The 26649-nt window shown below is 34.6% G+C and carries 21 protein-coding genes and 1 other annotated feature (1 of these 22 running past the window's edge); of the genes, 16 read left to right on the top strand and 5 right to left on the bottom strand.

Features of this window, described 5'->3' with window-relative positions; genetic code table 11:
• Positions 1-204: a binding site (T-box leader), on the top strand (it extends 11 nt beyond the left edge of the window).
• Between the two features lie 261 nt (positions 205-465).
• A complete protein-coding gene (gene leuS / locus HMPREF9402_RS05795) occupies positions 466-2901 on the top strand; it encodes a leucine--tRNA ligase (protein ID WP_009606820.1) in 2436 nt (811 codons plus the stop codon).
• Positions 2902-3025: 124 nt separating this feature from the next.
• Here the strand turns inward: leuS and HMPREF9402_RS05790 are convergent, their stop codons facing one another.
• Positions 3026-3796: a nucleoside phosphorylase gene (locus tag HMPREF9402_RS05790; protein ID WP_009606825.1), complete on the bottom strand. Its 771-nt coding sequence runs from the start codon at positions 3794-3796 to the stop codon at positions 3026-3028.
• A gap of 155 nt (positions 3797-3951) precedes the next feature.
• Positions 3952-4770 (bottom strand): Cof-type HAD-IIB family hydrolase, encoded by an 819-nt coding sequence (locus HMPREF9402_RS05785; protein WP_006784295.1) that lies wholly within the window; start codon positions 4768-4770, stop codon positions 3952-3954.
• A 232-nt stretch (positions 4771-5002) separates the two neighbouring features.
• Here HMPREF9402_RS05785 and clpB point away from each other — a divergent pair, with 232 nt between their 5' ends.
• From clpB to HMPREF9402_RS05765, 4 genes are all read left to right on the top strand, one after another.
• Positions 5003-7588, top strand: coding sequence for an ATP-dependent chaperone ClpB (gene clpB / locus HMPREF9402_RS05780; RefSeq protein WP_006784296.1), 2586 nt, complete (start codon positions 5003-5005; stop codon positions 7586-7588).
• 289 nt (positions 7589-7877) lie between these two features.
• A complete protein-coding gene (locus tag HMPREF9402_RS05775; protein ID WP_006784297.1) occupies positions 7878-8249 on the top strand; it encodes a hypothetical protein in 372 nt (123 codons plus the stop codon).
• 255 nt (positions 8250-8504) lie between these two features.
• The gene (locus tag HMPREF9402_RS05770) at positions 8505-10310 is read left to right on the top strand and encodes an ABC transporter ATP-binding protein (RefSeq protein WP_009606834.1); all 1806 of its coding nucleotides are present in this window, start codon (positions 8505-8507) and stop codon (positions 10308-10310) included.
• A gap of 2 nt (positions 10311-10312) precedes the next feature.
• Positions 10313-12118, top strand: a complete 1806-nt coding sequence (locus tag HMPREF9402_RS05765) for an ABC transporter ATP-binding protein (protein ID WP_006784299.1) — start codon at positions 10313-10315, stop codon at positions 12116-12118.
• A 204-nt stretch (positions 12119-12322) separates the two neighbouring features.
• On the opposite strand, the gene HMPREF9402_RS05760 is transcribed toward HMPREF9402_RS05765, so the two are convergent.
• Positions 12323-12847, bottom strand: a complete 525-nt coding sequence (locus HMPREF9402_RS05760) for a DUF3899 domain-containing protein (RefSeq protein ID WP_006784300.1) — start codon at positions 12845-12847, stop codon at positions 12323-12325.
• A 288-nt stretch (positions 12848-13135) separates the two neighbouring features.
• Between HMPREF9402_RS05760 and HMPREF9402_RS05755 the strand changes: the two genes are divergently transcribed.
• From HMPREF9402_RS05755 to HMPREF9402_RS05720, 8 genes are all read left to right on the top strand, one after another.
• Complete coding sequence (locus HMPREF9402_RS05755) at positions 13136-15091, top strand: peptide ABC transporter substrate-binding protein (RefSeq protein ID WP_009606821.1); 1956 nt, start codon at positions 13136-13138, stop codon at positions 15089-15091.
• Between the two features lie 297 nt (positions 15092-15388).
• Positions 15389-16348 (top strand): ABC transporter permease, encoded by a 960-nt coding sequence (locus tag HMPREF9402_RS05750; RefSeq protein ID WP_006784302.1) that lies wholly within the window; start codon positions 15389-15391, stop codon positions 16346-16348.
• The gene (locus HMPREF9402_RS05745; RefSeq protein WP_009606815.1) at positions 16348-17787 is read left to right on the top strand and encodes an ABC transporter permease; all 1440 of its coding nucleotides are present in this window, start codon (positions 16348-16350) and stop codon (positions 17785-17787) included. Before HMPREF9402_RS05750 ends, HMPREF9402_RS05745 begins: the two co-directional genes overlap by 1 nt.
• Before the next feature lie 20 nt (positions 17788-17807).
• Complete coding sequence (locus HMPREF9402_RS05740; RefSeq protein ID WP_006784304.1) at positions 17808-18857, top strand: ABC transporter ATP-binding protein; 1050 nt, start codon at positions 17808-17810, stop codon at positions 18855-18857.
• Positions 18850-19782, top strand: coding sequence for an ABC transporter ATP-binding protein (locus HMPREF9402_RS05735; protein WP_006784305.1), 933 nt, complete (start codon positions 18850-18852; stop codon positions 19780-19782). The genes HMPREF9402_RS05740 and HMPREF9402_RS05735 overlap by 8 nt, the downstream gene beginning before the upstream one ends.
• Positions 19783-20422: 640 nt before the next feature.
• Positions 20423-20884: a Spx/MgsR family RNA polymerase-binding regulatory protein gene (locus tag HMPREF9402_RS05730; RefSeq protein WP_006784306.1), complete on the top strand. Its 462-nt coding sequence runs from the start codon at positions 20423-20425 to the stop codon at positions 20882-20884.
• Positions 20885-21102: 218 nt separating this feature from the next.
• Positions 21103-21918, top strand: coding sequence for a DUF4037 domain-containing protein (locus HMPREF9402_RS05725; RefSeq protein ID WP_006783752.1), 816 nt, complete (start codon positions 21103-21105; stop codon positions 21916-21918).
• A gap of 45 nt (positions 21919-21963) precedes the next feature.
• Positions 21964-23094 carry a competence protein CoiA gene (locus HMPREF9402_RS05720; RefSeq protein WP_006783751.1) on the top strand — a complete coding sequence of 377 codons (1131 nt, stop codon included), beginning with the start codon at positions 21964-21966 and terminating at the stop codon, positions 23092-23094.
• A 7-nt stretch (positions 23095-23101) separates the two neighbouring features.
• On the opposite strand, the gene HMPREF9402_RS05715 is transcribed toward HMPREF9402_RS05720, so the two are convergent.
• On the bottom strand, positions 23102-23686 hold the full coding sequence (locus tag HMPREF9402_RS05715; RefSeq protein WP_006783750.1) for a CYTH domain-containing protein: 585 nt from the start codon (positions 23684-23686) through the stop codon (positions 23102-23104).
• Positions 23687-23830: 144 nt separating this feature from the next.
• Between HMPREF9402_RS05715 and HMPREF9402_RS05710 the strand changes: the two genes are divergently transcribed.
• From HMPREF9402_RS05710 to HMPREF9402_RS05700, 3 genes are all read left to right on the top strand, one after another.
• A complete protein-coding gene (locus HMPREF9402_RS05710) occupies positions 23831-24523 on the top strand; it encodes a GTP pyrophosphokinase (RefSeq protein WP_006783749.1) in 693 nt (230 codons plus the stop codon).
• Between the two features lies 1 nt (position 24524).
• On the top strand, positions 24525-25310 hold the full coding sequence (locus tag HMPREF9402_RS05705) for an NAD kinase (RefSeq protein ID WP_006783748.1): 786 nt from the start codon (positions 24525-24527) through the stop codon (positions 25308-25310).
• 110 nt (positions 25311-25420) lie between these two features.
• Positions 25421-26314, top strand: a complete 894-nt coding sequence (locus HMPREF9402_RS05700; protein WP_009606837.1) for an RluA family pseudouridine synthase — start codon at positions 25421-25423, stop codon at positions 26312-26314.
• Positions 26315-26332: 18 nt separating this feature from the next.
• Here HMPREF9402_RS05700 and HMPREF9402_RS05695 read toward each other — a convergent pair whose 3' ends face one another.
• Positions 26333-26632 carry a rhodanese-like domain-containing protein gene (locus HMPREF9402_RS05695; RefSeq protein ID WP_050780857.1) on the bottom strand — a complete coding sequence of 100 codons (300 nt, stop codon included), beginning with the start codon at positions 26630-26632 and terminating at the stop codon, positions 26333-26335.
• Between the last annotated feature and the right edge of the window lie 17 nt (positions 26633-26649).

Genomic DNA, 26649 nt, shown 5'->3' with positions numbered 1-26649 from the left:
GAAGAGGACTAGTAGTAAGGATGTCTGTTTTAGAGAGCGAATGGTTGGTGGAAATTCGCACAGAACACTTGTGAACTCACCTTGGAGTTGCAGTTGTGAAACTTTAGTAATGGCTGCCGTATTTCTTGCGTTAAAAGAATGGAGAGGTAAGACTGGTTTTTTGTCTTACAACTAAGGTGGTACCGCGTTTATGACGTCCTTAGAACTTTCAGGGTACTTTTTTTTATGCCTTAAAATGAAGACCTTTCCTTTATTAAGGTATAAAAAAAGTAATAGACACAAATTATTAGGAGTTATTTCTAATAATTGGGATTATAAGTTATGCATTGAACAGGTTATCGTTCATCTGAATTTGCTTTTAAAAAGTCAAATTTAGACTACAATAAAAATTTGCTCAAAAACTGGAGAAAGTCTTTAAAGAAGAGAATCTTTTTTCAACGGATGAGCCCACAGGAGGAATTCGTCATGGCATTTGAACACAAACAAATCGAGAAAAAGTGGCAAAACTATTGGCTTGAAAATAAGACATTCAAAACGTCTGAAGACAAGTCAAAACCTAAATTTTATGCATTAGATATGTTCCCATATCCATCAGGAGCAGGGTTACATGTTGGTCACCCTGAAGGATATACAGCGACTGATATCGTATCTCGTATGAAACGTATGCAAGGATACCGCGTTTTACATCCAATGGGATGGGATGCATTCGGTTTACCTGCTGAGCAATATGCATTAAACACAGGAAATGATCCTCGTGAATTTACAGATATCAATATCAATACATTCCGTAACCAAATTCAATCATTAGGCTTCTCATATGATTGGGATAAAGAGTTAAATACAACAGATCCAAAATACTACAAATGGACACAATGGATTTTTACTCAATTATATAATATGGGATTAGCTGAGATTAAAGATATCGAAGTTAACTGGTGTGAAGGGTTAGGAACTGTTTTAGCAAATGAAGAAGTTTTAAATGTCGATGGTAAAATGGTGTCTGAACGTGGAGAGCATCCAGTCATCAAAAAGCCTATGAAACAATGGGTTCTTAAAATTACACACTACGCTGAGCGTTTACTTGAAGATTTAGATGGTCTTGATTGGACTGAAAGCATTAAAGATATGCAACGCAACTGGATCGGGAAAAGTGAAGGGGCTTTAATTAACTTTAAAATTGAGGGTCACGAAGAATCATTCGATGTATTTACAACTCGCCCGGATACAGTATTTGGTGTGACTTATGTGGTATTAGCACCAGAACATCCATTAGTATCAGTGATTACAAGCGATGAGTGCCGTGCATCAGTTGAAGCGTACCAAGAAGCATCTAAAGCAAAATCAGATTTAGAGCGTACAGAATTAAATAAAGAAAAATCAGGTGTTGCAACAGGTGCTTATGCGATTCACCCAATCACAGGAGATTTAGTTCCAATCTGGATTGGAGATTACGTATTAGCAAGCTACGGTACAGGAGCTGTTATGGCGGTCCCTGCACATGATGAACGTGATTTTGAATTTGCTAAAAAATATGATTTACCAATGAAAGCTGTTTTAGAAGGTGATATGACAGAAGGTGCCTTCACAGGAGATGCTGCACACATTAATTCTGACTTTATCAATGGAATGAACAATACAGATGCAAAAGCTGCTGTTATTAATTGGTTAGAAGAAAATCAAAAAGGATCTCGTAAAGTTAACTATAAATTACGTGACTGGTTATTCTCTCGTCAACGTTATTGGGGAGAACCATTCCCAGTTATTATGTGGGAAGATGGAACAATGTCAGTTTTAGAGGCAGACCAATTACCACTCGAGTTACCGGTTATGGATAACATTAAACCATCTGGAACTGGAGAATCTCCACTTGCAAATGCGAAAGAATGGTTAGAAGTTGTACGTGAAGACGGAGTTAAAGGTCGTCGTGAAACAAATACTATGCCACAATGGGCAGGAAGCTGCTGGTACTACATCGGATATATCTTAAAACAAGAAAATGACTATGTGGGATTAAATACAGAAGAAGCAAAACAATTATTAAAAGAATGGTTACCAGTTGATTTATACATTGGTGGAGCAGAGCATGCCGTTTTACACTTATTATACGCACGTTTCTGGCACAAAGTATTATACGATTTAGGAATTGTTGAAACGAAAGAACCATTCCAACGTTTATTCAACCAAGGAATGATTTTAGGTGAAAATAATGAAAAAATGTCTAAATCTAAAGGAAACGTTGTAAACCCAGATGATATCGTAGAATCACATGGTGCAGATACATTACGTTTATATGAAATGTTCATGGGACCACTTGATGCTGCGATTGCCTGGTCAACAGAAGGGTTAGATGGAAGCCGTCGATTCTTAGATCGAGTTTGGCGTTTATTTGTGACTCCTGAGCACACATTAGCTGAAAAAGTAGTGGCTGAAAATGATGGTAAATTAGATAAAGTTTACAATGAAACAGTTAAGAAAGTCACAGAAGATTATGAAAAATTAAGCTTCAATACGGCTATCGCTCAAATGATGATCTTCATTAACGAATCATATAAAGCAACAAGCATTCCTCGTGAATATGTAGAAGGATTCGTCAAATTATTAAATCCAATCGCTCCTCATATGACAGAAGAAATCTGGTCAGTTTTAGGACATGAAGAGACAATGACATATGAAGCATGGCCAACCTATGACGAAGCAAAATTAGTTTCTGATACGATTACAATTATCGCGCAAGTTAACGGTAAATTACGTGGACGTATCGAAGTGCCGGCTACGATTTCTAAAGAAGAAATGCAAGAAGTAGCAATGGCAAACGAAAATGTTCAAAACTTCATTTCTGGAAAAGAAATCGTGAAAGTAATCGCGGTACCAGGAAAATTAGTCAATATTGTTGTAAAATAATGAAATTTAAAATCCCTCTGACGACTATTTCGTTGGAGGGATTTTTTATATTTGGTTTGAGTCGCCAAAAATGATGATAGATTATGGTATAGTATGGCAAATTGATTGTGAGTGTCAAGCCCCATTATTTTATCTTTATCACGGCTTCTAAACATAAAGTAAGAGCTATTTCAAATGAATCGCTACCCCAACCTCTTTCATCGTAATGATCAATATCAGCTAAGGTATCAGCCGTAAATAAAAGTTGTCCAAAGATGATGTTTCTAAATTGTGAACAGGCAGCTAAAGCAGAACATTCCATTTCCACTACGGAGCATCCCTCTTTTTTTCGGTACTCAACTTTACGCTTGGTTTCTCTAAAGAAACCGTCTGTTGTCCAGGTCAAACATTCGATATAGGAATAGTTTTGTTCAGTTAAGGTTAATTCAATGGCTTTTAATGCTATTTGATTTAAATCTACATATCTAGAGGGTGGTAAATAATGATAGGAAGTTCCTTCATCTCGTAATGCTTTAGTAGGAACTAAAAAAATATTTTCTTTGATATCAGTCAGGGCACCACATGATCCTGCAGAAATAACCTCTTTAACTCCATAGCTAATCAACCAATCTAGGATTTGAGTCGATGGAGCGGAACCAACGGGGGCCTGACATAAACAAATGTCATGCCCTTTATAATGAGTGATATAAATCGGATAAACTTTAGTTGCTGATTCAAAATTCCCCACAATTTTACAATTGTTTTGATTAGCATAATTATCAATATGACGACCTAAGAAGGCAAAGACTGCTTTTTTGGGTAATTTTAAATTTAATTTTTCATGAGTTGGCATGAGCACTGCTTGTGGATCGTTATCATATTCTAAAATAGGTATTTCATGTTTAATCAATGCCACGTGATATCCCCCCAAGATTTTTTATTTTTGAATATTTTACCATAATACTAGCGAGAAGCAATCTTTAATTTCATTTTTGCTTGAATAAAATATTAAAACTAGATAGATGCCATAATAAAAAAGCATTCTCATCAAAATTGAGAATGCTTTTTTTGTTATTTTGTTAAGATGTATTGTTCTAAATAGTGAGCAACACCACTCTCTTTGTTTGATTTGGTTGTGGTATTGGCTGCTTCTTTTAATTTGTCAATGGCATTGTCCATGGCAACCCCAACTCCGGCATACATTAACATTTCAATATCGTTATCTCCATCTCCAAAGGCGATGATATCTTTTGGCTCAATATTATAATATTTTGCTAGTTTTTCAATTGCTGTTGCTTTATTCGTATCTGATTTAAAGACTTCGATAATATTATCATTGTCTCCGTCCCAGTTACGGCATGTAATGATATCAGAGTAATGTTCACGTAAAAAGGCCATGACTTCTTCTGCCATTCCTTTTTTCGTTTCAAGTAAGAAGCCATTTGGATGCTCATCTAATGTTTCTTTAAATGGTCCAAATTTAACTGACGTACAGGTGTCAATATGGAACCAATCACGGATTGTATCACCTTGATGTAAAACATATAAGTGATCTTTGTATTCACAAAATGCATTGACGATGTAATTTTGTAATTCTGAATCGAATAATGTAATAATAACTTCTGTTGGAATTTGAGCTAAGATATCTTCAAATGAATCATCTTCAGGATGATGTATATATGCTCCATTAAAGTTAATAATAGGTGTATCGAGACCTAATTCTTTATAAAAATGTAATGAAGCACGAGCTGGTCGTCCTGTTGCAATGACAACGATATGACCTTCTTCTTTAGCTTTCATTAAAGCTTCTTTTGTTTTAGGATCGAGTGATTCCCAGCTTTGTAAAGCAGTCCCATCCAAATCTGTTACGATTAATTTTTTGTTCTCCATTTTAACACCTCCGGCTTAGTTAATATAATAGCATAGATTAATCGAATTTCAAAACGACAGTAGGTTTCATCATCAGCCACTTTTCCTAAATTATGAAGTTTTATCCTTTAGTATACATAAATTCCTAAACATAACGCATAAAATTATTAGCACTCTTATTGAACGAGTGCTAAAGTTGTGATATGATAATGATGTCAGCATATAATGACTATGAAGAATGGAGTGAAGAATTATGAATATTAATAAAATGACTGAAAAGTTACAACAGGGTTTAGTTAATGCTCAGTCTCTTGCAACTTCATTAAACCACCAAGAGATTGATACAGCGCATTTACTAAGTTCTTTATTACAAGATTCTGAAGGGTTAGCCTCACGTGTATTTGTGAAGCTAGGGTATCCCGTTCAAGAGATTGTAAAAGATTTAAAACAGATTTTAAATAAAAAACCAAGTGTAACAGGAAGTTCAGCCGAACCGTATGTATCAGCTGATTTGAATCGCGCTCTTTTAAAAGCAGATGATTATGCTCGTGCATGGAAAGATGATTATTTATCAGTTGAACATGTGTTACTAGCAATGCTTGAATCGAAAGATTATGAGATGAAACAGCTCATTAAAAAATATAATTTAAATGAAAAACAATTAAAAGAAGTTATTTCACAGATAAGGGGGAATTCACGAGTGATGACACAAAATCCAGAAGCAACTTATGAAGTGTTAGAAAAATACGGACGCGATTTAGTTGAAGATGTGAAATCAGGAAAAATTGATCCGGTTATTGGACGTGATGAAGAAATTCGTCGTGCGATTCGTATTCTTTCTCGTAAAACTAAAAATAACCCAGTTTTAATTGGTGAACCTGGGGTTGGGAAAACAGCAATTGTCGAAGGTCTTGCTCAACGTATTGTTCGCCAAGATGTTCCCGAAAGTTTAAAAGATAAAGTGATTTTTGAACTTGATTTAGCTGCCTTAGTAGCGGGAGCTAAGTACCGTGGTGAGTTTGAGGAACGTTTAAAAGCTGTCTTAAATGAAGTGAAAAATAGCGATGGACGTATCATTTTATTTATTGATGAAATTCATACCATTGTCGGTGCAGGTCGTACAGATGGAGCAATGGATGCAGGAAATTTATTAAAACCATTACTTGCTCGTGGTGAATTACACTGCATTGGGGCGACAACATTAAAAGAATATCGTGAATACATCGAAAAAGATCCGGCACTTGAACGCCGATTCCAAAAAGTTCAAGTTAATGAACCAACGGTTGAAGATACTGTTTCGATTTTACGTGGATTAAAAGATCGTTTTGAAGTACATCATCGTGTGAGTATTTCAGACCGTGCTATTGTAGCAGCCGCTACGCTATCAGATCGTTACATAACTGACCGCTTTTTACCAGATAAAGCAATTGATTTAATTGATGAGGCTTGTGCAACAATTCGTACTGAGATTGACTCATTACCAGAAGAACTTGATCGCATTAACCGTCGTGTCATGCAGTTAGAAATTGAAGAAGCAGCGTTAAAAAAAGAAACAGACGAATTCAGTAAACAACGTCTTCATACCCTTCAAAAAGAATTAGCGGACTTAAAAGATGAATTAAATGTTTTAAAATTACAATGGGAAAAAGAAAAACAAGCGATTCATGGGGTTGCCGATTTGAAAAAAGAACTTGAACTTGCTCGCCGTCAATTAGAAGATGCTCAAGCTCGTGGTGAATATGAAAAAGCAGCGGAATTACAATATGGTAAAATTCCAGGACTTGAAAAACAAATTGCTGAAGTAGAAGCCATGCAACAAGATGAGGCTGGAAAAGAAAATCGATTACTTCGTGAAAATGTCACAGAAGAAGAGATTGGTGAAATTATTTCTCGTTGGACAGGTATTCCAGTTGCGAAACTTGTGCAAGGAGAACGTGAAAAATTATTAAATTTAAAAGAGGATTTAAGACGTCGTGTTATGGGACAAGATGCGGCGATTGATTTAGTAGGAGATGCCATTATTCGTGCGCGTGCCGGAATCAAAGATCCACATCGTCCAATCGGTTCATTCTTATTCCTTGGACCTACTGGGGTTGGTAAAACTGAGATTGCAAAAGCTTTAGCTGAATTCTTATTTGATAGTGAAGAGCATATTGTGCGAATTGATATGAGTGAATACATGGAAAAACATGCTGTCTCTCGTTTAGTCGGAGCTCCTCCAGGTTATGTTGGTTATGAAGAAGGTGGACAATTAACGGAAGCAGTTCGTCGTAAACCTTATTCAATTGTTTTACTTGATGAAATTGAAAAAGCACATCCAGATGTCTTCAATATTCTTCTTCAAATCCTTGACGATGGACGTATTACAGACTCACAAGGACGAACAGTTGACTTTAAAAATACAATCATTATTATGACATCAAATATTGGATCACATATCTTGCTTGAAAATCCTGACTTTGAACAGGCTCAAGAACAAGTGCTTGACGTTTTACGTGAATACTTTAAACCAGAATTATTAAACCGAATTGATGAAATCATTACATTTAATCCATTATCATCATCTATTATTTATCAAATCGTGGATAAATTTATTGCACAGTTAAATGCCCGTTTAACAGAGCAACGAATTCATGTCGTGTTAACGGATGCTGCTCATGAGTATGTTGCAAGTGCTGGATTTGACTCTGTGTACGGAGCACGTCCATTAAAACGATTCATTCAACGTACGATTGAAACAAAATTAGCACGTGCTTTAATCGCAGGTCAGATTGAAATGGATACAACGGTGGTTGTTGATGTACAAGATGGAGAAATTGTTTTAAAATTCGAAAAATAAATTCAAAAAACTCATGAAATCAAATTGATTTTATGAGTTTTTTCATTATTTAAACTTTAAGATAAATTTAAGGGTTATCACGTATACTAAAAAATAGTTCGTTATATATATACAAACAGAAATGTATTTCACTATTATAAATGAGTCTCAGTATTAGTACTGAAGTCTTTTTGACACTTAGGCGTCACTATAGTCCAGTTAAAATTTTTACAAGTGTGAAAAACTTATCTGGACTTATATAGAATAGAGTCTTAAGGGGTAGCAAAAATATAAGAAGGAGTTTTATACAATGAAAAATATTAAAAAAGTTTCGAAGGTGTCAGTTGTCTTATATTTATTAGCGATTATTATGCTTGGATTTGGAGCTTATCAAGTGTATGCTTGTTATGCTTATGTGGCTTCAATTGTGGAGCAGGGATTTGTGATATCTGATAGTTTATCAGATGTTGTGAATTATTATATGGCAAATGTCACACCATATGCTTTTTACGCAAGTTGTCTAGGGGGACTTGGTTTTCTAATTCAAAAAGTGTGCGCTTTTGTTAATACGGTGCCAATGTCTTCACAATTGATTGAGGAAGTCACGCCATTAGTAGAAAATGACGAAGTTGAAACAGCAGAGGTCGTTGTAGAAACTCAAGATATTATGTTAGAACAATAAAATAGAAATGATGGTTAAAAGAGGTCTTCTGAGACCTCTTTTTTTTGTTTAATCTATGTGATTTTAAAAATAATGAAAATGTTTGAATTAACATCTTCCATATTTTAGTAAAGTGTGTATAATGGGTAAATGATGGTTATTTTGAATAATTAAGGGGCGATCATAATGAATAAATTAAATGATTTTAAAGTGGTTTTACATTAAAAGTTTAGAGGGAGTCTTGCATAAGTAGTTTAAGAAAGTCAGGTGAGGAAGATGCAAGAGTTTAAAAGTATTTTTAAATGGATGGAAGGGCAACGACTAAAAGTAGTCGGAGCCTTAATGGCAACTGCATTTGGAATTGTGTTTTCAACGTTAATTCCACTGGTCAGCCAAACAGCGATTGACATGGTTATTAAACAAACAACTGAAGGGAATCCAACCTTTATATCGGATATTGTTTTATCTGTCTCAAGTTTTAAAGGACAGTTATTAATGTGTGGAGCTTTAATTATGATATTTACAGTGATTAATGCCTTATTTAACTTTTTAAAGGCAAAATGGTCAGCAGAAGCTTCAGAAAATTTAGCGAAAAATTTAAAAGATAAAATGTATCATCATATCCAACAATTATCTTTTATGTATCATAAGCGCGTTGAAACAGGGGACTTAATTCAACGTTGTACATCAGATATTGACACGATACGCCTATTTTTATCCTCTCAACTTGTGGAGATGGGATATGCCGTTTTAATTTTTATTATTATCTTCTCGTTTATGTTATCTTTAAATGTCAAGTTTGCGTTAGTCAGTGTCTGCTTAACGCCAGTTTTATTTGGATTTTGCTTTATCTTCTTTAAAAAAGTAAAGCAATCATTTAAAGAAGCCGATGAATCGGAAGCGAGACTTTCAACGACGTTACAAGAAAACTTAACGGGGGTTCGAGTGGTCAGAGCTTACTGCAACCAAGAATATGAAATTAAACAATTTGAAAAACGTAATCAAGAGTTAAAAGAGAAAAGCTACGTCATGACCAAACTAAATGCACTCTTTTGGTCAAGTTCAGACTTTTTAAGTTTCTTACAAATTGCTGTCGTCATTATCTATGGAGCATATATTACAATCAAAGGTGAAATTACCCTCGGGACACTCCAAGCCTTTATCTCGTATGAATCGATGATTATTTGGCCGGTTCGACAACTTGGACGCGTGTTAACCGATCTTGGAAAAACGACGATATCGGTCAAAAGGATTAATGAAGTATTAAATGAGCCGATTGAATTTGAAGAAGGTCTTCAAAAACCTCAAATCACGGGATCTATCGAATTTGATCACGTTGGATTTGAATATGAAGATCATGACCGTATTTTAAAAGATATTAGCTTTAAAGTCGAAAAAGGTCAGACTATTGCGATTATTGGGCGAACAGGTTCAGGAAAAACAACGCTAATGAACTTATTGTTACGCTTATATGATTATACGGAAGGTTCAATTAAAATTGATGGCGTTGAACTAAAAAAAATCGATCATAAATGGATGCGTGCTCATATTGGGGCTGTTTTACAGGAGTTATTCTTATATTCAAAAACAATTAAACAAAATATTGCCATTGCTAAAAAAGATGCACATGAAGATGAAATTCAATCCGTTGCCAAACTGGCATCTGTTCATCACGTCATTGAAGATTTTGAAAATGGATATGATACCATCGTTGGAGAGCGTGGGGTTACTTTATCAGGGGGACAAAAACAACGTGTTGGAATTGCACGTGCTTTAATTAATGAATGTCCTATTTTAATCTTCGATGATTCATTAAGTGCAGTCGATACCGAAACTGATATTGAAATTCGTCGCGCCTTAAATGAGCGATCAAAAGATGTGACGACTTTTATTATTGCGCATCGTGTCAGCACGGTAAAAGATGCCGATCAAATTATTGTGCTAGATAAGGGACACATTATTCAACGAGGAACACATGAAGAACTTATTCATCAAGAAGGCTTATATCAAACTTTCTGGGAAATTCAAAATCAAAAAGAAGCTGAAGTTCTGAACTTGATGAATGAAGAAAGTGGGGTGTAATAATGGCGAAAGAGTTTGAAGAAGCTGAGTATACAAAGGCCGATTTTAAAACGTGGAAACAGGTCCTCTCATACATGAGTGATGCGAAGCGAGATGTCATCTTGTTATTCATCACGGCAATTACACTTGCTGTTTTAGATACAACCATTCCTCAATTAAATGGGATGGTGATTGATGAATATGTTTTAACGGGGAATTTAGATGGATTAAAAGGATTTGGAATTTTATATTTACTTGTCATTATGCTATTTGGATTTATTGTTTGGTCATTTATTATGTTATCTGACCGATTACAATTACATATTAGTTATCGAATTCGTCAAGATGCGTTTAAGAAATTACAGGAGTTATCTTTTTCATTTTATGACACGTCATCTGTGGGATGGCTGATGTCTCGTTTAACTTCAGATACAAATCGAATTGGCGGAATTTTATCTTGGGGGTTAACGGACGCTGTTTGGGGAACTATGGTCATGATTTTCGTCATGATTGCGATGTTTATTATGAACTGGCAATTAGCACTTATTACGATTGCCGTGTTACCAATTCTAGCGCTTGTGAGTTACTTCTTTCAAACACGCATTTTAAAACAATATCGCCGTGTTCGTAAAATGAACTCTAAAATTACGGGTGCGTTTAATGAGGGAATTACGGGAGCGGTGACAACGAAAACATTAGTAACGGAAGATGATAACTTAGATGAGTTTAGTCATTTGACAAAAGAGATGCGCGATGGTTCTGTTAGAGCGTCAATCATTAATGCAGTTTATTATCCAATTATCGTGGCTCTTGGTAGCGTAGGAATTGCCTTGATTTTATATAAAGGTGGGTTCGACGTGTTTAATGGAAAATTGTCATACGGAGATTTAGTCATCTTTATTTCTTACTCAACGTTGTTTTATGATCCGATTCGAACACTTGCCAACTTATTAACTCGTTTTCAAGATGCTCAAGCATCAGCTGAGCGTGTTATCTCATTAATTAACACGGACTCTGATATTATTGATCGACCTGATGTTATCAAAAAATATGGGCAAATTGGAAATCTAAAAAAAGAAAACTGGGAACCCCTTCACGGAGATATTGAACTGATTGATGTTGGATTTAAATATAAATCTGGTGAAACAGTAATGGAACATATGAATCTTAAGGTGAAAGCTGGTAGCAGTGTAGCGATTGTTGGACCCACAGGTGCTGGAAAAAGTACGATCGTTAACTTGATTTGCCGTTTCTATGAACCAACGAGTGGTCAAATTTTAATTGATGGTGTCGATTATCGCGAAAGATCTCAAGAATGGCTACATTCTCATTTAGGATATGTGCTACAAACGCCACAACTATTTAGTGGAAGTATTAAAGAAAATATTCGTTATGGAAAGCTGGATGCAACAGATGAAGAAATCATTGAAGCAGCAAAACTTGTCAATGCACATGAGTTTATTATGGAGTCAGCTGATGGTTATGACACTGTCATTGGTGAGGGCGGTTCAGGTTTATCAACGGGGCAAAAACAATTAATTTCATTTGCTAGAGCCTTGATTGCTGATCCAGCCATTTTAATCTTAGACGAGGCGACAGCTTCAATTGATATTGAAACAGAAAAGCTTATTCAAGATGCGATTCAGACTTTACTAAAAGATCGAACAAGTTTCATTATTGCCCATCGTTTATCAACGATTGTCAATGCGGATGAAATCTTATTACTTAAAAATGGTGAGATTTCTGAAAAAGGAACGCATGCACAGTTGATTGCACAAAAAGGTGATTACTATCAACTTTATATGGGACAATTTGAAAAAATAAAATAGTAAAAAGGTGAAGCGATTAATGTCGCTTCACCTTTTTTATATGGAAATAGAAATGTCTTTAATGTCAATCAATTTAATATTTAATACTGGGTCTCCTATCCTTGAAGACATATGTGAAGAAAGAGTTATTCAAACATGAAAATCTATCTGAACTTATTCTAAAACAAAAAGTTTTGTCGAGTTGTAACGCTATTTGTGGTGATTTTAGATAATCATGAATGAAATGATAGTTGTAAAAATAACTAAAACGATTGAGGAAAGAAGGAGTTGATTGATGTCTTCCCATTTTGAGGCCTGTTTATGTTCATAGAATTCTTCGAAGGTATGAAAAATTTTTTCACCCGTTTCTTCATCATAGTCGTTTTGTTTATCGATATTTTTTTTCGTTGGCCAATATTTTGGTAAGAAAAAGAGGACATAACGTTTTGTTTTTTGCCATGAATATTGGAACGTATAGAAAGCACCTTGATCTAAAATCCATTTAAAGCAGTAGATGCAGAAAAATAGTAGTGCAACTAGGAATAATGTGTTAATCATATTGATTAGTGAAAAGTGGCTAACAAATTGTTTGAAAATTAACGATAAGTCTGTTACTGAAAAATGATTAAATAAACTTTTAATTTCCCCCAAAATGTTAAAACGCACGATGCTTTGTGTCATTAAGAAGAAGGTCGTTATGCCAAGCATCCATGCAATGGATTTAAAAAATACTGAATATCTTTGTGTCATAGCTCATCACCTCTGAAATTTTTAGACTATTATAACAGATATTTACAGTAATGTGTATGAAAGTAAAGATAACTCAGGACATTTTTATTTAATTTATAAAATTTAAACTTATATTTTGGGTATTTTTAGTGAATTTATACAGTATATTTATTTTTTATTAACAAATAACGCTTTCAAACCAGAAAAAGGGATTTACAAATGGGGGAGTCGATTATAAAATAGTAACAAGTATCAAAATATGGTACAAAATATTCCAATTTTGGAAACAAAATTGAAGGGGGAAGTAACATGAATAAGAAATTATTAACTGTGTTTGCTGCTGCTTTCTGTGCCTTCGGATTAGTTGCATGTTCATCTGATAAAAATGCAACTGAAACACCGAGTACTGAGAGTACGACTCAATCACAAACAACAGACTCAACGTCTAAAAAAGTGTTAAAACTATTACAAACTTCTAACATTCCATCATTAGTACCATGGGCTGCAACAGATTCAGCTTCATTCTTAATGCTTGGAAATATCTTAGAAGGATTAGTAGTATTTGGAGAAAACGGATCAATTGAACCGGGAGCTGCAGAGTCTTGGGAAATCTCTGAAGACGGTTTAACTTACACATTCAAATTACGTGAAGATTCAAATTGGGTTAAAGCTGATGGATCAGTTTATGCTCCTGTAACAGCAAATGACTTTGTTTATTCTTGGAAAAAACTAATTGACCCAACAAGTGGTGCTCAATATAACTTCATGATTCAAACTGCAGGAATCAAAGGAGCTAATGATGCTTTAGGATTAGCAGAATCAATCGTATCTTACGATACATATAAATCAGATTTAGAAGCTTTAAAATTAAGCGATTATAAAGATAATGATACACAAACAGCACAAGCTCAATATGATGAAGCTAAAGCTGACTTAGAAGTGAAAATGGCTTCAGCTGAAGAAGCAATTTTAGCATTAGGTTTTGCATCAGTTGATGCAGCACGTACTGATATGTCTGAATTAATTGATGCATTAGGTGTAACGGCAGTTGATGAGTACACATTAAAAGTAGAGTTAGAAACTCCAACGCCATACTTCTTATCATTAATGGCATTCCCTTCATTCTATCCAGTAAATGAAGCGTTCGTTAATGAAGTAACTGAAGATAAATTTGGTACAAATGTTAATAACTTTATTTACAATGGTCCATTTGTATTTAAAGATTGGAAAATTTCTGAACGTTTCTACATCGAGAAAAATGTTAACTACTGGGATAGTGAAAATGTAGCATTAGATGGTGTAGATTTCCGTGTTGTACCAGGTATCGATAACAATACAGCGGTTGGATTATACTTAGAAGGATCAATCCAATCAATTGGTTTATCAGGTGCTAACGTTCAAACTTATGGTTCACGTCCAGATGCCGTTGCTTATGGGGACACTGGAATGTTCTACTTAGAAGTTAACAACGGTAAAGGTGCTATGACTCCTGAGAAAACATTACTTGCTAACACTGATGCTCGTAAAGCAATTAATATGGCAATTAACAAAGCATTTATCACAGACAATGTATTCGCAAATGGTTCATTACCAGCAGATTACTTTGTACCTAAAAACTTTGTTTACGGACCAGCAGATACAGCTTATGAAGGTGTAGATTTCCGTAATGTAAATGAAGAAAATGCAAATGGATACAACTCTTATAATCCTGAAGAAGCAGCAAAATTATGGGCAGCAGCTCGTGAAGCGACAGGGGTTACACAAGCATTAGAATTAGAAATCATTATCTTCGAAGGTGATAGTGCCGCTCAAGTTGGGGCAGCTATTAAAAATGACTTAGAGGCTAATTTAGGTGACGAGAACTTAACAATCAAGTTATCAGTTTTACCATTTGCTGAAAAGTTAGCTCGTTCGACTTCAGGTGATTACCATATGGTATGGTCTGGATGGTCTCCTGATTATGCAGATCCAATGACATTCTTAGATATGTTTACAACTGGAAATGGTCAAAATAAATTAGGTTATTCTAATGAAGAATATGATGCATTAATCGCTGCAGCTAAAACAGGTGATTTAGTAACTGATTTAGAAGCACGTTTTAAAGCATTAGCAGATGCAGAAGAAATCTTATTAGGTGAAGATCAAGCCTTCATTCCTTTATATCAACGAGGAAGTGTTGGATTACGCGATCCTAAATTATTAAATTACTGGCCACAACAAGTAGGACCTGACTACTTCTTCAAGTGGACAGATATTGCTGAGTAAAAATGACGCTTAAAAAAGTCATCATTCTAGCTCAGTGAATTAAATTTTAAGTTTTAAAACATGAAAACAGCTATTGAATAAATGAAAAATTCTATTTATTCAATAGCAAATAGCAAGCATAAGGCTAATCATTTAGTCTTATGCTTATTTAAAATCAATTAGCTTAAAAAATAGATTTAAAAAAAAGTTAATGCGTATTAATCTTTTTAAATCTATTTTTTAATAAGAATCAAAAAATTATGATAGCTAGTTGTGGGAGACATATTGAACTTAAAAAAGAAAGGGGAGAGTTAAAATATGTTTAAATATATTATTAAACGTATTGGTTATATCGTCATCACACTATTTTTAGTTTTAACGGTTAACTTCCTGTTATTACAGCTGATGCCTGGTGGACCTTTTGAAGATCCAAAGTTATCAGATGCACAAAAGACAATTCTTGAAAATAAATACGGATTAAATGATCCAGTTCCAGTGCAATATACACGCTATATGACAGGTGTGTTAAAAGGAGATTTTGGGACATCATTCAAGTTACAGAACCAAGAAGTATCGGATTTAGTTTTATCTCGTATTCCATATACGATTAAACCAGGGGCTATTGCCTTAGTAGTTGGGGTAACAGTCGGAATTATCCTTGGAGCCATTGCCGCAATGAACCGAAACACGGTTTGGGATCATTTAATTACGATTATTGCGGTACTAGGGGTTTCGATTCCATCCTTCGTTTTAGCATCTTTCTTACAATATTTTATTTGTAATAAACTTGGTTGGTTACCTTATCTTTACCAATCATACGACCCAATTCGTGGGGTAACACGTTTAGCAGAATTTAAATCATTAATTTTACCATCCTTATCGTTAGCAGTACCAGTTATTGCATCATTAATGCGATATATGCGAAGTGAATTAATTGAAGTATTAAATACAGATTATATTCTTTTAGCACGTGCAAAAGGATTAACAAAATCACAAGTCATTACACGTCATGCTTTACGTAATGCCTTAATTCCGGTTATTACAGTTATTGGACCGATGTTAATTTCGATTATGACAGGAAGTTTAGTTATTGAACAATTCTTTGGAGTACCAGGATTAAGTAAGTTAATGTTAGATGCGGTTACAATGAATGACTATTTCTTAACACTTGGAATTGCTTTCTTCTATAGTTTCTTATACGTTGTTGTCATCTTAATTATCGATATTTTATACGGAATTATTGACCCTCGTATTCGTCTTGCAGGAGGTGGAAAATAATGATTTATAAGAAATTTGATCCAGAATTATTTGAGCGTGCGCAGTTAAATCATGCAAAAGGGGATGAAATCAAGACAGAAAGTTTAAACTTCTGGCAAGATGCTTTCCGCCGTTTACGCCAAAATAAGCCATCAATTATTTCTTTATATGCGATTATTCTTTTAGTTGTTGTTTCATTCTTAGCACAAATGATTGGACCAAAACACTCAAATGGAAATGCTGTTCGTTATGATCAAACTCCAATCATTATTGAAGAATCGACTGGCGTTGCAATTGAAAAAGGTCGTTTGAATTATTTACCGCCTCGTATTCCAGGAATTGAAAAACTTGGAATTGCGGATGGAACAATGAAAAAAGACTTAACAAACCTAGAATTAATGGTCGGAAGTAATTTACCTGAAGACATTAGTAAATTAAATTCACCTTTAACAAAAGCTGAGTTTGTTGAAGCCTTAGGAATTAAATATCATCCATATGATTATCAAATTATTTCATGGACAGGTGAGGGAGAAAATAAAGAAGTAACCATTCAGTTAACGGGGGCAAGCACAACTGAAACGGTACCTGTTAGTGAGTTAATGAGTGAATACTCTTCGTACAGTGATTTAGATTCATTTGAATTCATTAGTAGTAGCGTTGACCAATATGGTGTTCAGATGCTAAAAGTTAAAGTCAATGTCTATGTTAAAAACAATATTGAACATTTATACTTCTATTTTGGTACAGATGAGTTAGGCTTTGATGTTTGGACTCGTTTATGGACAGGGGTTCAAGTTTCTTTATTAATTGGATTCTTATCATTAATTATTGACTTTACAATTGGTATTTTATACGGATCAATCGCTGGATTCTATGGAGGAACTGCTATTGATAACGTTATGATGCGTATTACAGAAATTTTGGGAAGTATTCCAACAACCGTTGTTTTAATTATCTTTATTACCATTCGAGATCCATTCATTGATGGGATAGAGAGCTTATTACATTTAAAATTATCTAATGTACAGGCATCATTTATTACGTTAATTATCGCCATGAGTTTAACAGGATGGATTTCAGTTGCTCGTGTCGTTCGTGCTCAATATTTAAAATTAAAAGATCAAGAGTTCGTTATGGCTTCAACAACACTTGGAGCAAGTAGTACTCGTATTATTTTCAAACACCTATTCCCAAATATTATCGGACAATTAGTTGTTATGGCAACTTTCTCGATTCCAGGAGCTATTGCAACTGAGGCGATGTTATCATTCATTGGTTTAGGTCTTCCAATTCCAATGTCATCACTTGGGGTATTATTAAGTAACGGTAATAAAGTTATGACAAGTTATCCATATTTAATGATTATTCCATCATTCTTTATGGTGTATTTAATGCTTGCGATTAACTTATTAGCGAATGGTCTTCGCGATGCGTTAGACCCACGTTTACGCGGTAAATAGAAAGGGACGGTGACGAATACATGAAGAAAATCTTAGATGTTGAAGATTTAACTATTACATTCGATACATTTGCAGGTCCTGTCTCTGCAGTTCGTGGTGTGAGTTTTACTCTACATGAGGGCGAAACTCTAGCGATCGTTGGAGAATCAGGATCAGGGAAATCAGTTGCATCAAAAGCCATTATGGGGATTCTTGCTGAAAATGGTAAAGTAACAGATGGATCGATCTTATATACAAAAGAATCAGGGGAACAAATTGATTTAGCCAAATTAACAGAGCGTGAATATCATCAAGTTCGTGGTAAAGAGATTGCCATGGTATTCCAAGATCCAATGACGTCATTAAATCCAACGATGACGATTGGAAAACAAATCATGGAACCGATTATTAAACATCAAAAATGTTCGAAAGCAGAGGCAAAAAAACGTGCAGAAGAATTAATTAGTTTAGTTGGAATTAGTGATGCAGACAAGCGTATGAAGCAATATCCTCATCAATTCTCAGGAGGGATGCGTCAACGTATCGTTATTGCAGTTGCCTTAGCATGTAATCCTCGTATTTTAATCTGTGATGAGCCAACCACAGCTCTTGATGTAACCATCCAAGCACAGATTTTAGAATTGATTAAAGAAATTCAAGCTAAAACAAATGTTGCTGTTATTTTCATCACGCACGACTTAGGAGTGGTGGCGAATGTAGCAGACCGTGTCGCTGTTATGTATGCAGGACGTGTTTGTGAAATTGGAACTAGTGATGAAATTTTCTATAATTCTTGTCACCCATATACTTGGGGATTATTGGCGTCAATGCCTGATTTAGATACAAAAGAGGAGTTATTATACGCCATTCCAGGAACACCTCCTAACCTTTTAACGCCGCCAAAGGGAGATGCTTTTGCACTTCGTAGTGAGTATGCTTTAAAGATTGATTTTGAGGAACAACCACCCATGTTTAAAGTAAGTGATACTCATTATGCAGCAACTTGGTTATTACATGAACAAGCTCCTAAAGTAACACCACCAGCTGCTGTTTTACGTCTTCGTGCTAAAGGGGGATATGATCATGAGTAATCAAGAACGTGAAGTTTTATTAGAAGTTAAAAATTTAAAACAGTATTTTAAAATTAATCGTCATATCACAGTTAAAGCCATTGATGATATTTCATTTAAAATTTATAAAGGTGAAACATTTGGTTTAGTTGGAGAATCAGGTTCAGGAAAATCAACAACTGGACGTAGTATTATTCGTTTATATCAACCAACAGCTGGAGAAGTTATCTTTAAAGGAAAAAACATTGCAAAAAAATTATCGAAAGCTGAGAAAGCTGAAGTATGTCAAAAAATGCAAATGATTTTTCAGGATCCAATGGCATGTTTAAATCCTCGTATGCGTGTGATCGACATTATTGCCGAGGGAATTGACATTCATAAATTAGCTAAAACAAAACAAGAACGTGAAGAAAAAGTTTATCGAATTTTAGAAGCAGTTGGATTAAGTAAAGATCATGCTGGACGTTATCCTCATGAATTTTCAGGTGGGCAACGTCAACGTATTGGGATTGCTCGTGCCTTAGTGACAAATCCAGAGTTTATTATTGCGGATGAGCCAATTTCAGCGCTTGACGTTTCAATTCAAGCACAGGTTGTTAACTTAATGAACTTGCTTAAAAAAGAATTTGGATTAACGTATTTATTTATTGCGCATGACCTATCAATGGTTAAATATATTTCAGACCGTATTGGTGTTATGCACTTAGGACGCTTAGTTGAACTTGGAAGTGCAGAAGATATTTATGAGCGTGCGATTCATCCCTATACTCGTTCATTATTATCAGCAATTCCTTTACCAGATCCAAATTATGAACGTAATCGTCAACGTATTGTCTATGATAAATCTAAAGTGGATTACTATGCAGGAGAGTGGACAGAAGTTAGTCCTGGACACTTTGTCCTTGGAACAGCTGAAGAAATTAAAACTTGGCAAAACGAACGATAACTTAATCATAAAAAGATGTATCGAATTAGATACATCTTTTTACTATATACAAACGGGAAAAGCGTCATCATTTTATAATCAGACTTAGTCTTCAAGCCATTAGTAGATGGTGCCCCTTTTAAGGAGTTTTAACGCATCATGATAAAAGGATGGACATTAGATTCGGAGGTTAAGTAGCGAGTAAAACGAGCTCTGAACTTTTCTCAACTGTTTGGATATAAAGGAAGAAATCCGATGTTTTGTGGATGAATCTAGTAGTTGAAGCGTAGATTGCCACAGGCAATTGCTAGGTAAAGTAAAAGTTTTCTAAATGTGAAAAACTTATCTAGAACAATCGATGTATCCTTTTTTAGTTCGTTGAATTGTATTTATCTGGGAAAAATGTTGTTTGATGTGGATTAACAATATTTATTATTTTATAACTAAATTTATTTTTTATATTTTACTTGTATTTTCCTTATGAGTTCGATACAATTTTAAAGAAATAAATCATATCATTTGACAAATAGGTAGAAATAGGACATGTATAACAGTTCTAGCTGGAGTAAAACTAATAATATTAAATATTATACGTTGTCAGTCTTTAATGTGTATTGTACAATAGAGAAGATAGTGCTTGACTATCGTGGAGGGATAATAAATGATTGAAATTTATACATCGCCAAGTTGTTCTTCATGCCGTAAAGCTAAAAAATGGCTAGATGAATACGGGATTAAATATATTGAAAAAAATCTTTTTGTCACAAAGATTACAAGAGAAGATATAAAAAATATTTTAGAAAAAACGGAAAATGGTTTTGAAGATATTATTTCAACTCGCTCAAAAGCATTTAAAGAAAACAATTTAGATGCAGATGAAATGACAATTAATGAGTTATTAGATTTTATCGTTGCGAATCCAAGTGTTTTAAGACGCCCGATTATTGTCGATAAACATCGTCTTCAAATTGGATATAACGATGAAGAAATTCGTTGTTTCTTACCGCGTGAGTTACGCAATGTCATGTATTGTAATAATTGTGATAACTGTAATTGTTCATATGTCAAAGCATTAGAACGTGCGTTAAGTGATAATTTTATTGAACAAACAGAAGTTAAGTAAAACAGTATTGAAGTAGCATTCTACTTCAATACTGTTTTTTTTTTATGCAAAAAAACAAAAATGGACATAAAGAGTAGGAATAAAGAATAGAATGAATTGAGTTCTTACAATGACTAATAATCCAAACAGCTACTTGAAACTAGTTGTTTTTTTATAAGAAACAAAATGAATGTTAAGAGATGTCAGGGTATCTAAATCAAAGTGATGGAGGGGAAGAGATGATTAATTTAAATGAAATACTGCATCGACTTGTTGCCGACTATTCTGAATTAGGAGAAGTTGTTGGTTTAACGATGGCTGGTTCTAAAGCAGCAAGTTTACAAGATGATTTATCGGATATTAATTTAGATGTTTATTTAGTAAATCCTTTGACGGAAGAAAAAAGACGACAAATAATTTTAAAATATGCGACAAAAATAGAGATGAATTATCCATCCTTCGTCACAAGTGATCATTTTCTCTTGAGTGATTTTCCAGTTGAGATTACGGTTTCATTTATTATTTTGTCAGAACTTGAGCAGGAATTATATGATGTAATGGAACGTCATGTAGCAAAGGTAGGCTATACGACGTGTTTTATTCGTAATTTTATGGATTCCACCATTTTGTTTGATAAAGGGGGACGCCTAAAAGCGTTGTATGAAAAGTACGCAACTACTTATCCCAAGCAACTAAAGGAAAATATTATTGATTTAAATTTTCCTCTATTAAAAGATAGTTTCTCTTCTTATTATCATCAACTTGAACAAGCGATTATTCGCCAAGACACGTTGAGTATTCCACCAAGAGTCAGCAAGTTTTTAGCGAGTTATTTTGATATCATTTTTGCGATAAATGAAGTTTATCATCCGGGGGAAAAGCGTCTTATTCAAATCATGGAAGATAGTTGCGATATTTATCCGACCAATTTGAATGAAAAAGTTAAACAACTAATGGGCTATGCCGCACAAGGTGATATTCAATTTTTAGATATCATGGATGAGATGATTAGAGGACTTGAAGAAGTTTTAAATGAGCAAAATACTGCTTCTTGAAAAAGATAATCGTTAAAATAAGCGTATATCATGTTAGGTGATAACATGTTAACAGCAAAATTAAACAATCAACTCATTGATTTAACAGGACTTAGTCGAAACGAAATTATACAAAAGCATCAAAACCACTTACCTTACATATGCCCACATTGCGAGGGGGACATGATATTAAAGTATGGGATGAAAAAAAGAGCTCATTTTGCTCATAAAGTGCCATGTGAATATCAATGTTCTGAATCTGAAAGTGAGGAGCATAGAATTTCAAAATTTTTACTTGCCTCGTACCTAGAACGTCAAGGGGCAACCTCTATCAGGATTGAAAAAAGATTTCAAGATATCTTACGAATTGCCGATCTTTATTTTGAATGGAATCATCAAGCTTATGTTATTGAAATTCAAAAAAGTGCTATAAGTCAAAGCTTGTTTGAATCGCGAGTTCAAGACTATCGTTCAAAAGGAATTGAGGTCCTATGGGTTTTTATTGGAGATTTGAAGGAAAAGCCTCAAACCTATTTAATAAATAAAGTCATGGCTTTAAATAAACATCATCCACTGATTCATCTAAATATTATGACCGAAGAAGTTACTCTCTTTAATCAAATTATTTGGCTTAACCCAAAAGAGGTTAAAGCACAGGCAAATCGAGTATATTTAAAAAATTTACAGATGACCGATTTGCTAAATGATCAAGAAGCGTGTGAAGGTGTTAATTTAACACAATGGTTAGCGATAAAAAAAGAATTTAGATGTATTAAATGGCAACAATACATCAAAAGTGAAAGAGAGTTGGTTAGACTTTGCTATGGGCATCGTCTAACACTCTCGCTTATGCCATCTGAAGTTGGATGGCCCATTGCGAATCATCAGGGATTTACCAAACCACTTTTTATTTGGCAAGCGTATGTCTTAATTGGTTTCATTATGTCGAAAGAGATTGGAAGTTTTTTTAACCTGACGGATTTAGTTAATAGATTAAAAGGTCACTATCACTTAAAAATTGATCAATATGCCATTAAAGCTTTGAAGGCTTATCTTTTGATTTTAGCTCGTTTACAGATTATATCCAATCACAAGGGGTATTATGAAGTGTTAAAGTATCCCCGTGTTTATCATCAGTTAGAAGAAGTGTTAGAAGAGGATAGAAAAGTTGGCAATTTATTAAAACAAAAAAACTAGCCTTAGGCTAGTTTTTCTTTTTATTCATCGCATTGGTTGCACGTTTAATTTTATTTTCAGTTTCACGCGTTGGGATATGATATTGTTTTAAAAGGTCATTGAAATGACGTAATCCCACTTCATAGTCAGTGACTTCATATTCTAATTCATAGTCAATCACATCAGAGTAAAAGCTCTTATCTAACACAAGAAGACCTTCTTTATATGGCACTTCAGCACGTTTGGTTGTTAAGTCAGTGATGACTAGAAGATGATTAACATCAACGGATAAAGATTGTAAGGCCTCATACACGGGACCTTTCACTAAAACTTTATCGTATTTTAAAGCTTGATAATCTTGTTTGGTAATCATTTGATTCGTTTCAAGTAAACCGACGGCTTGTTTTGTTTTTAAGGTTAATTCATAAGTACTGTTTTTAACACGGATACGAAGAGCCGCTTCAAGTTTTTTTAACTGTCCTGTCGGCGTATCAAAGTACACATTTTTTTGCGTCCACAGTTGTTCTTCGTTAATCGAAAACTTATTTAAAAGTTGTTGATATTCTTGTTCAGTTAGCATATTCTTGAACTCAATTTCAAGATTTGTTGCCATTAAAATCACCTCTATATTTTATTATGACGTATCCTCGTGTTATAATCAATAATAGATAGTTATAATTGTCACTAACTTGAAAAAAAGTATATGAAAACCATTTGAAAGTAAACGTAAAAGAGAGGAATTAGAGGTGAATGTTTAATGGATTGGTTAAGTTTTTTTGAGCCTTATGAATTAGCATTACAAGAATTAAAAATCAATTTAAGGGGAATTAGGCAACAATATAAAACAAAAGGGCTCCATTCACCCATTGAATTTGTCGATGGGAGGGTTAAAACTATCTCAAGTATTTTAGATAAGCTTGAACGAATGGGGTTATCTATTAATGCAATAGATGAAGTGTATGATATTGCGGGAATTCGAATTAACTGTCAGTTTGTCGAAGATATTTACATGGTCGTCGATTTATTGACAAAACGTCACGATCTTGAAATTGTAGAAACGAGAGATTACATTTTAAATCAACGCGACAGCGGTTATCGCTCGTATCACATTCATGCTTACTATCATCTAGAAACCATTGATGGGATGAAAAAAGTATTAGTTGAGTTCCAAATTCGAACGCTTGCGATGAATTTCTGGGCAAGTATTGAGCATTCTTTAAACTATAAATACGATGGTCAAATTCCAGATCAAATTAAAGATCGCTTAAAACAAGCGGCTGAAGCAGCTGGATGGCTTGATCGACAAATGTCAGAGATTCGCGATGAAATCGCTGAAGCACAGAAAACATTTGAAAAACGAAAAACAGATGAATACCGTATTATTGAACCACCCACAAGTCTTGTCAATGTGAATGAAGACTATGTAATTAAACAACAAAAAGGTGACTAATATGAAAGTTTCGATTTACGCAAATGAACGCGAAAATTCTCAAGAAGTAAAAGCACAGCTTTTAAAAAGGCTTCAAGCTGCTTCGGTTGAAATAGATGATGAGTATCCAGATATCGTCTTTACCATTGGTGGAGATGGAACGGTTTTACATGCCGTCCATCATTATTTATACTTAATTGAAACAGTTAAATTTATTGGAATTCATACGGGGCACCTTGGATATTACACGGACTGGCTGCCAACAGAATTAGATGATTTAATTACCTTTATCCATCAAGATGCACAAAAAATTAGTGAATACCCATTACTGTCAATTAAACTCTGCTATGATGAAAGGGACTGTCATCAGTTATATGCGTTTAATGAGATGACGATCTTAAATGCGTTTCGAACTCAACACTTTAACGTCACGATTGGTGATTTGTTTTTTGAATCATTTAGAGGGACTGGTCTCTGTCTTTCAACACCAACCGGAAGTACCGCCTATAATAAATCATTAGGGGGAGCTATTTTATATCCGAGTTTATCTGCTTTTCAAATGACAGAGATTGGATCAATTAATAATAATGTGTATCGTACGATTGGATCACCGTTGATTATTCCAAAAGAACAAATGGTCATCTTAGAGTCAGAAAACTTTGAGGATATTACAATTACAAGAGATCATTTGTATGCCACTTATAAGCATATTAATCGTGTTAAAGTGACGCTTTCTGATCGTAACGTCAAATTTATTAAACGTCATGATGTACCATTTTGGGGACGTGTAAAAGATCATTTTCTATAGAAAAATTGAAATGTTTTGAAAGGACCTTTCAATATTGGGGCAGATATTAAAAAGTCTTGATAAAATTTATCTGGACTTATCTATCAGAATTAAAAGTTAAGGTGGAATCTATGAGTTTAACATTAACCTATGAAATCAAAGCAGCAGATGATCAAACCTTACTGCTTAATTTTTTGAAAAAACAAGACATTTCTAAAAAAGCCATTGTTGCGACGAAACATCGTGGTGGAAATATGGAAGTGAATGGTGAGCATCAAAATGTTCGCTATCTTTTAAAAGAGGGAGATGTCTTAGTGATTACATTTCCTGAAGAAGAGAGAAGTACAGGGCTGACTCCGTATGAGATGCCGCTTGATGTAGTGTACGAAGACGAGTATTTACTGGTCATCAACAAACCAGCAGGCATTCCAACGATACCCTCTTTACGTCACCCAGAAAAAACGCTCGCCAACGCTCTCATTCATTATTACAATGAGCATGAGATTGCCTCGACGATTCACTTTGTCAATCGGTTAGACCGTGATACGTCCGGGCTTTTAATGGTCGCTAAGTACCGCCACATTCACCATTTGCTAACGAAAGATGTGAAGCAGATTAAGCGCAAGTATTATACGCTTGTCAAGGGAGTGATGGAAAAAAATTCAGGGACTGTTCATGCGCCGATTGCAAGAGAATCCGAAGGAAATGTGCGACGTTGTGTTCGTGCAGATGGTGATGATTCAATTACCCATTATCAGGTGCTTGAAGTATGGGAAAAATCGACGCTTGTCGAGTGTGAACTTGAAACAGGACGAACACATCAAATTCGGGTCCATATGAATTATTTAGGTCATCCCTTAGTTGGGGATACACTGTATGATGAATTCGCGTTAGAGCTAGAAGAGGGACATCTCTTACATAGCTATGAACTAAGCTTTACTCATCCGATTACAAAAGAGAGACATCTTTTTCAAACAGATTTACCTAAACGTTTTAAAGCCTTAAAAAAGGGACAAGAATGTTAAACACTCTTGCCCCTTTTTTTATCTGAATCGCATATTAGCATAACCACCTTGCACAGAGACTACCCGGTACCCCAAAGGTTCTAGCATCATACAGGCTCGATAACTTTCACTCCCACTATCGCAAATTAAAAAGTAGGTTGAATTCATCGTTAAAAATTTTTCGGGGTACATGACAATCGATTGATATGGAATATTAACTGCACCAGGAATATGAAACTCCGAAAATTCATAGGGAGATCTTATATCAATGACAATTGGTTTTTGCTTACTACTACCCATAAGTTGAGAAAGCTGACTAGGACTAATTGTTTTAGGCATCTTTTTATCCTCCTTTA

Origin of the sequence: Turicibacter sp. HGF1 (assembly GCF_000191865.1) — a bacterium.
Lineage (GTDB): Bacteria > Bacillota_I > Bacilli_A > MOL361 > Turicibacteraceae > Turicibacter > Turicibacter sanguinis.
The sequence above is the reverse complement of the archived record's forward strand: the minus strand, read 5'-3'. Positions and strand labels throughout refer to the sequence as shown.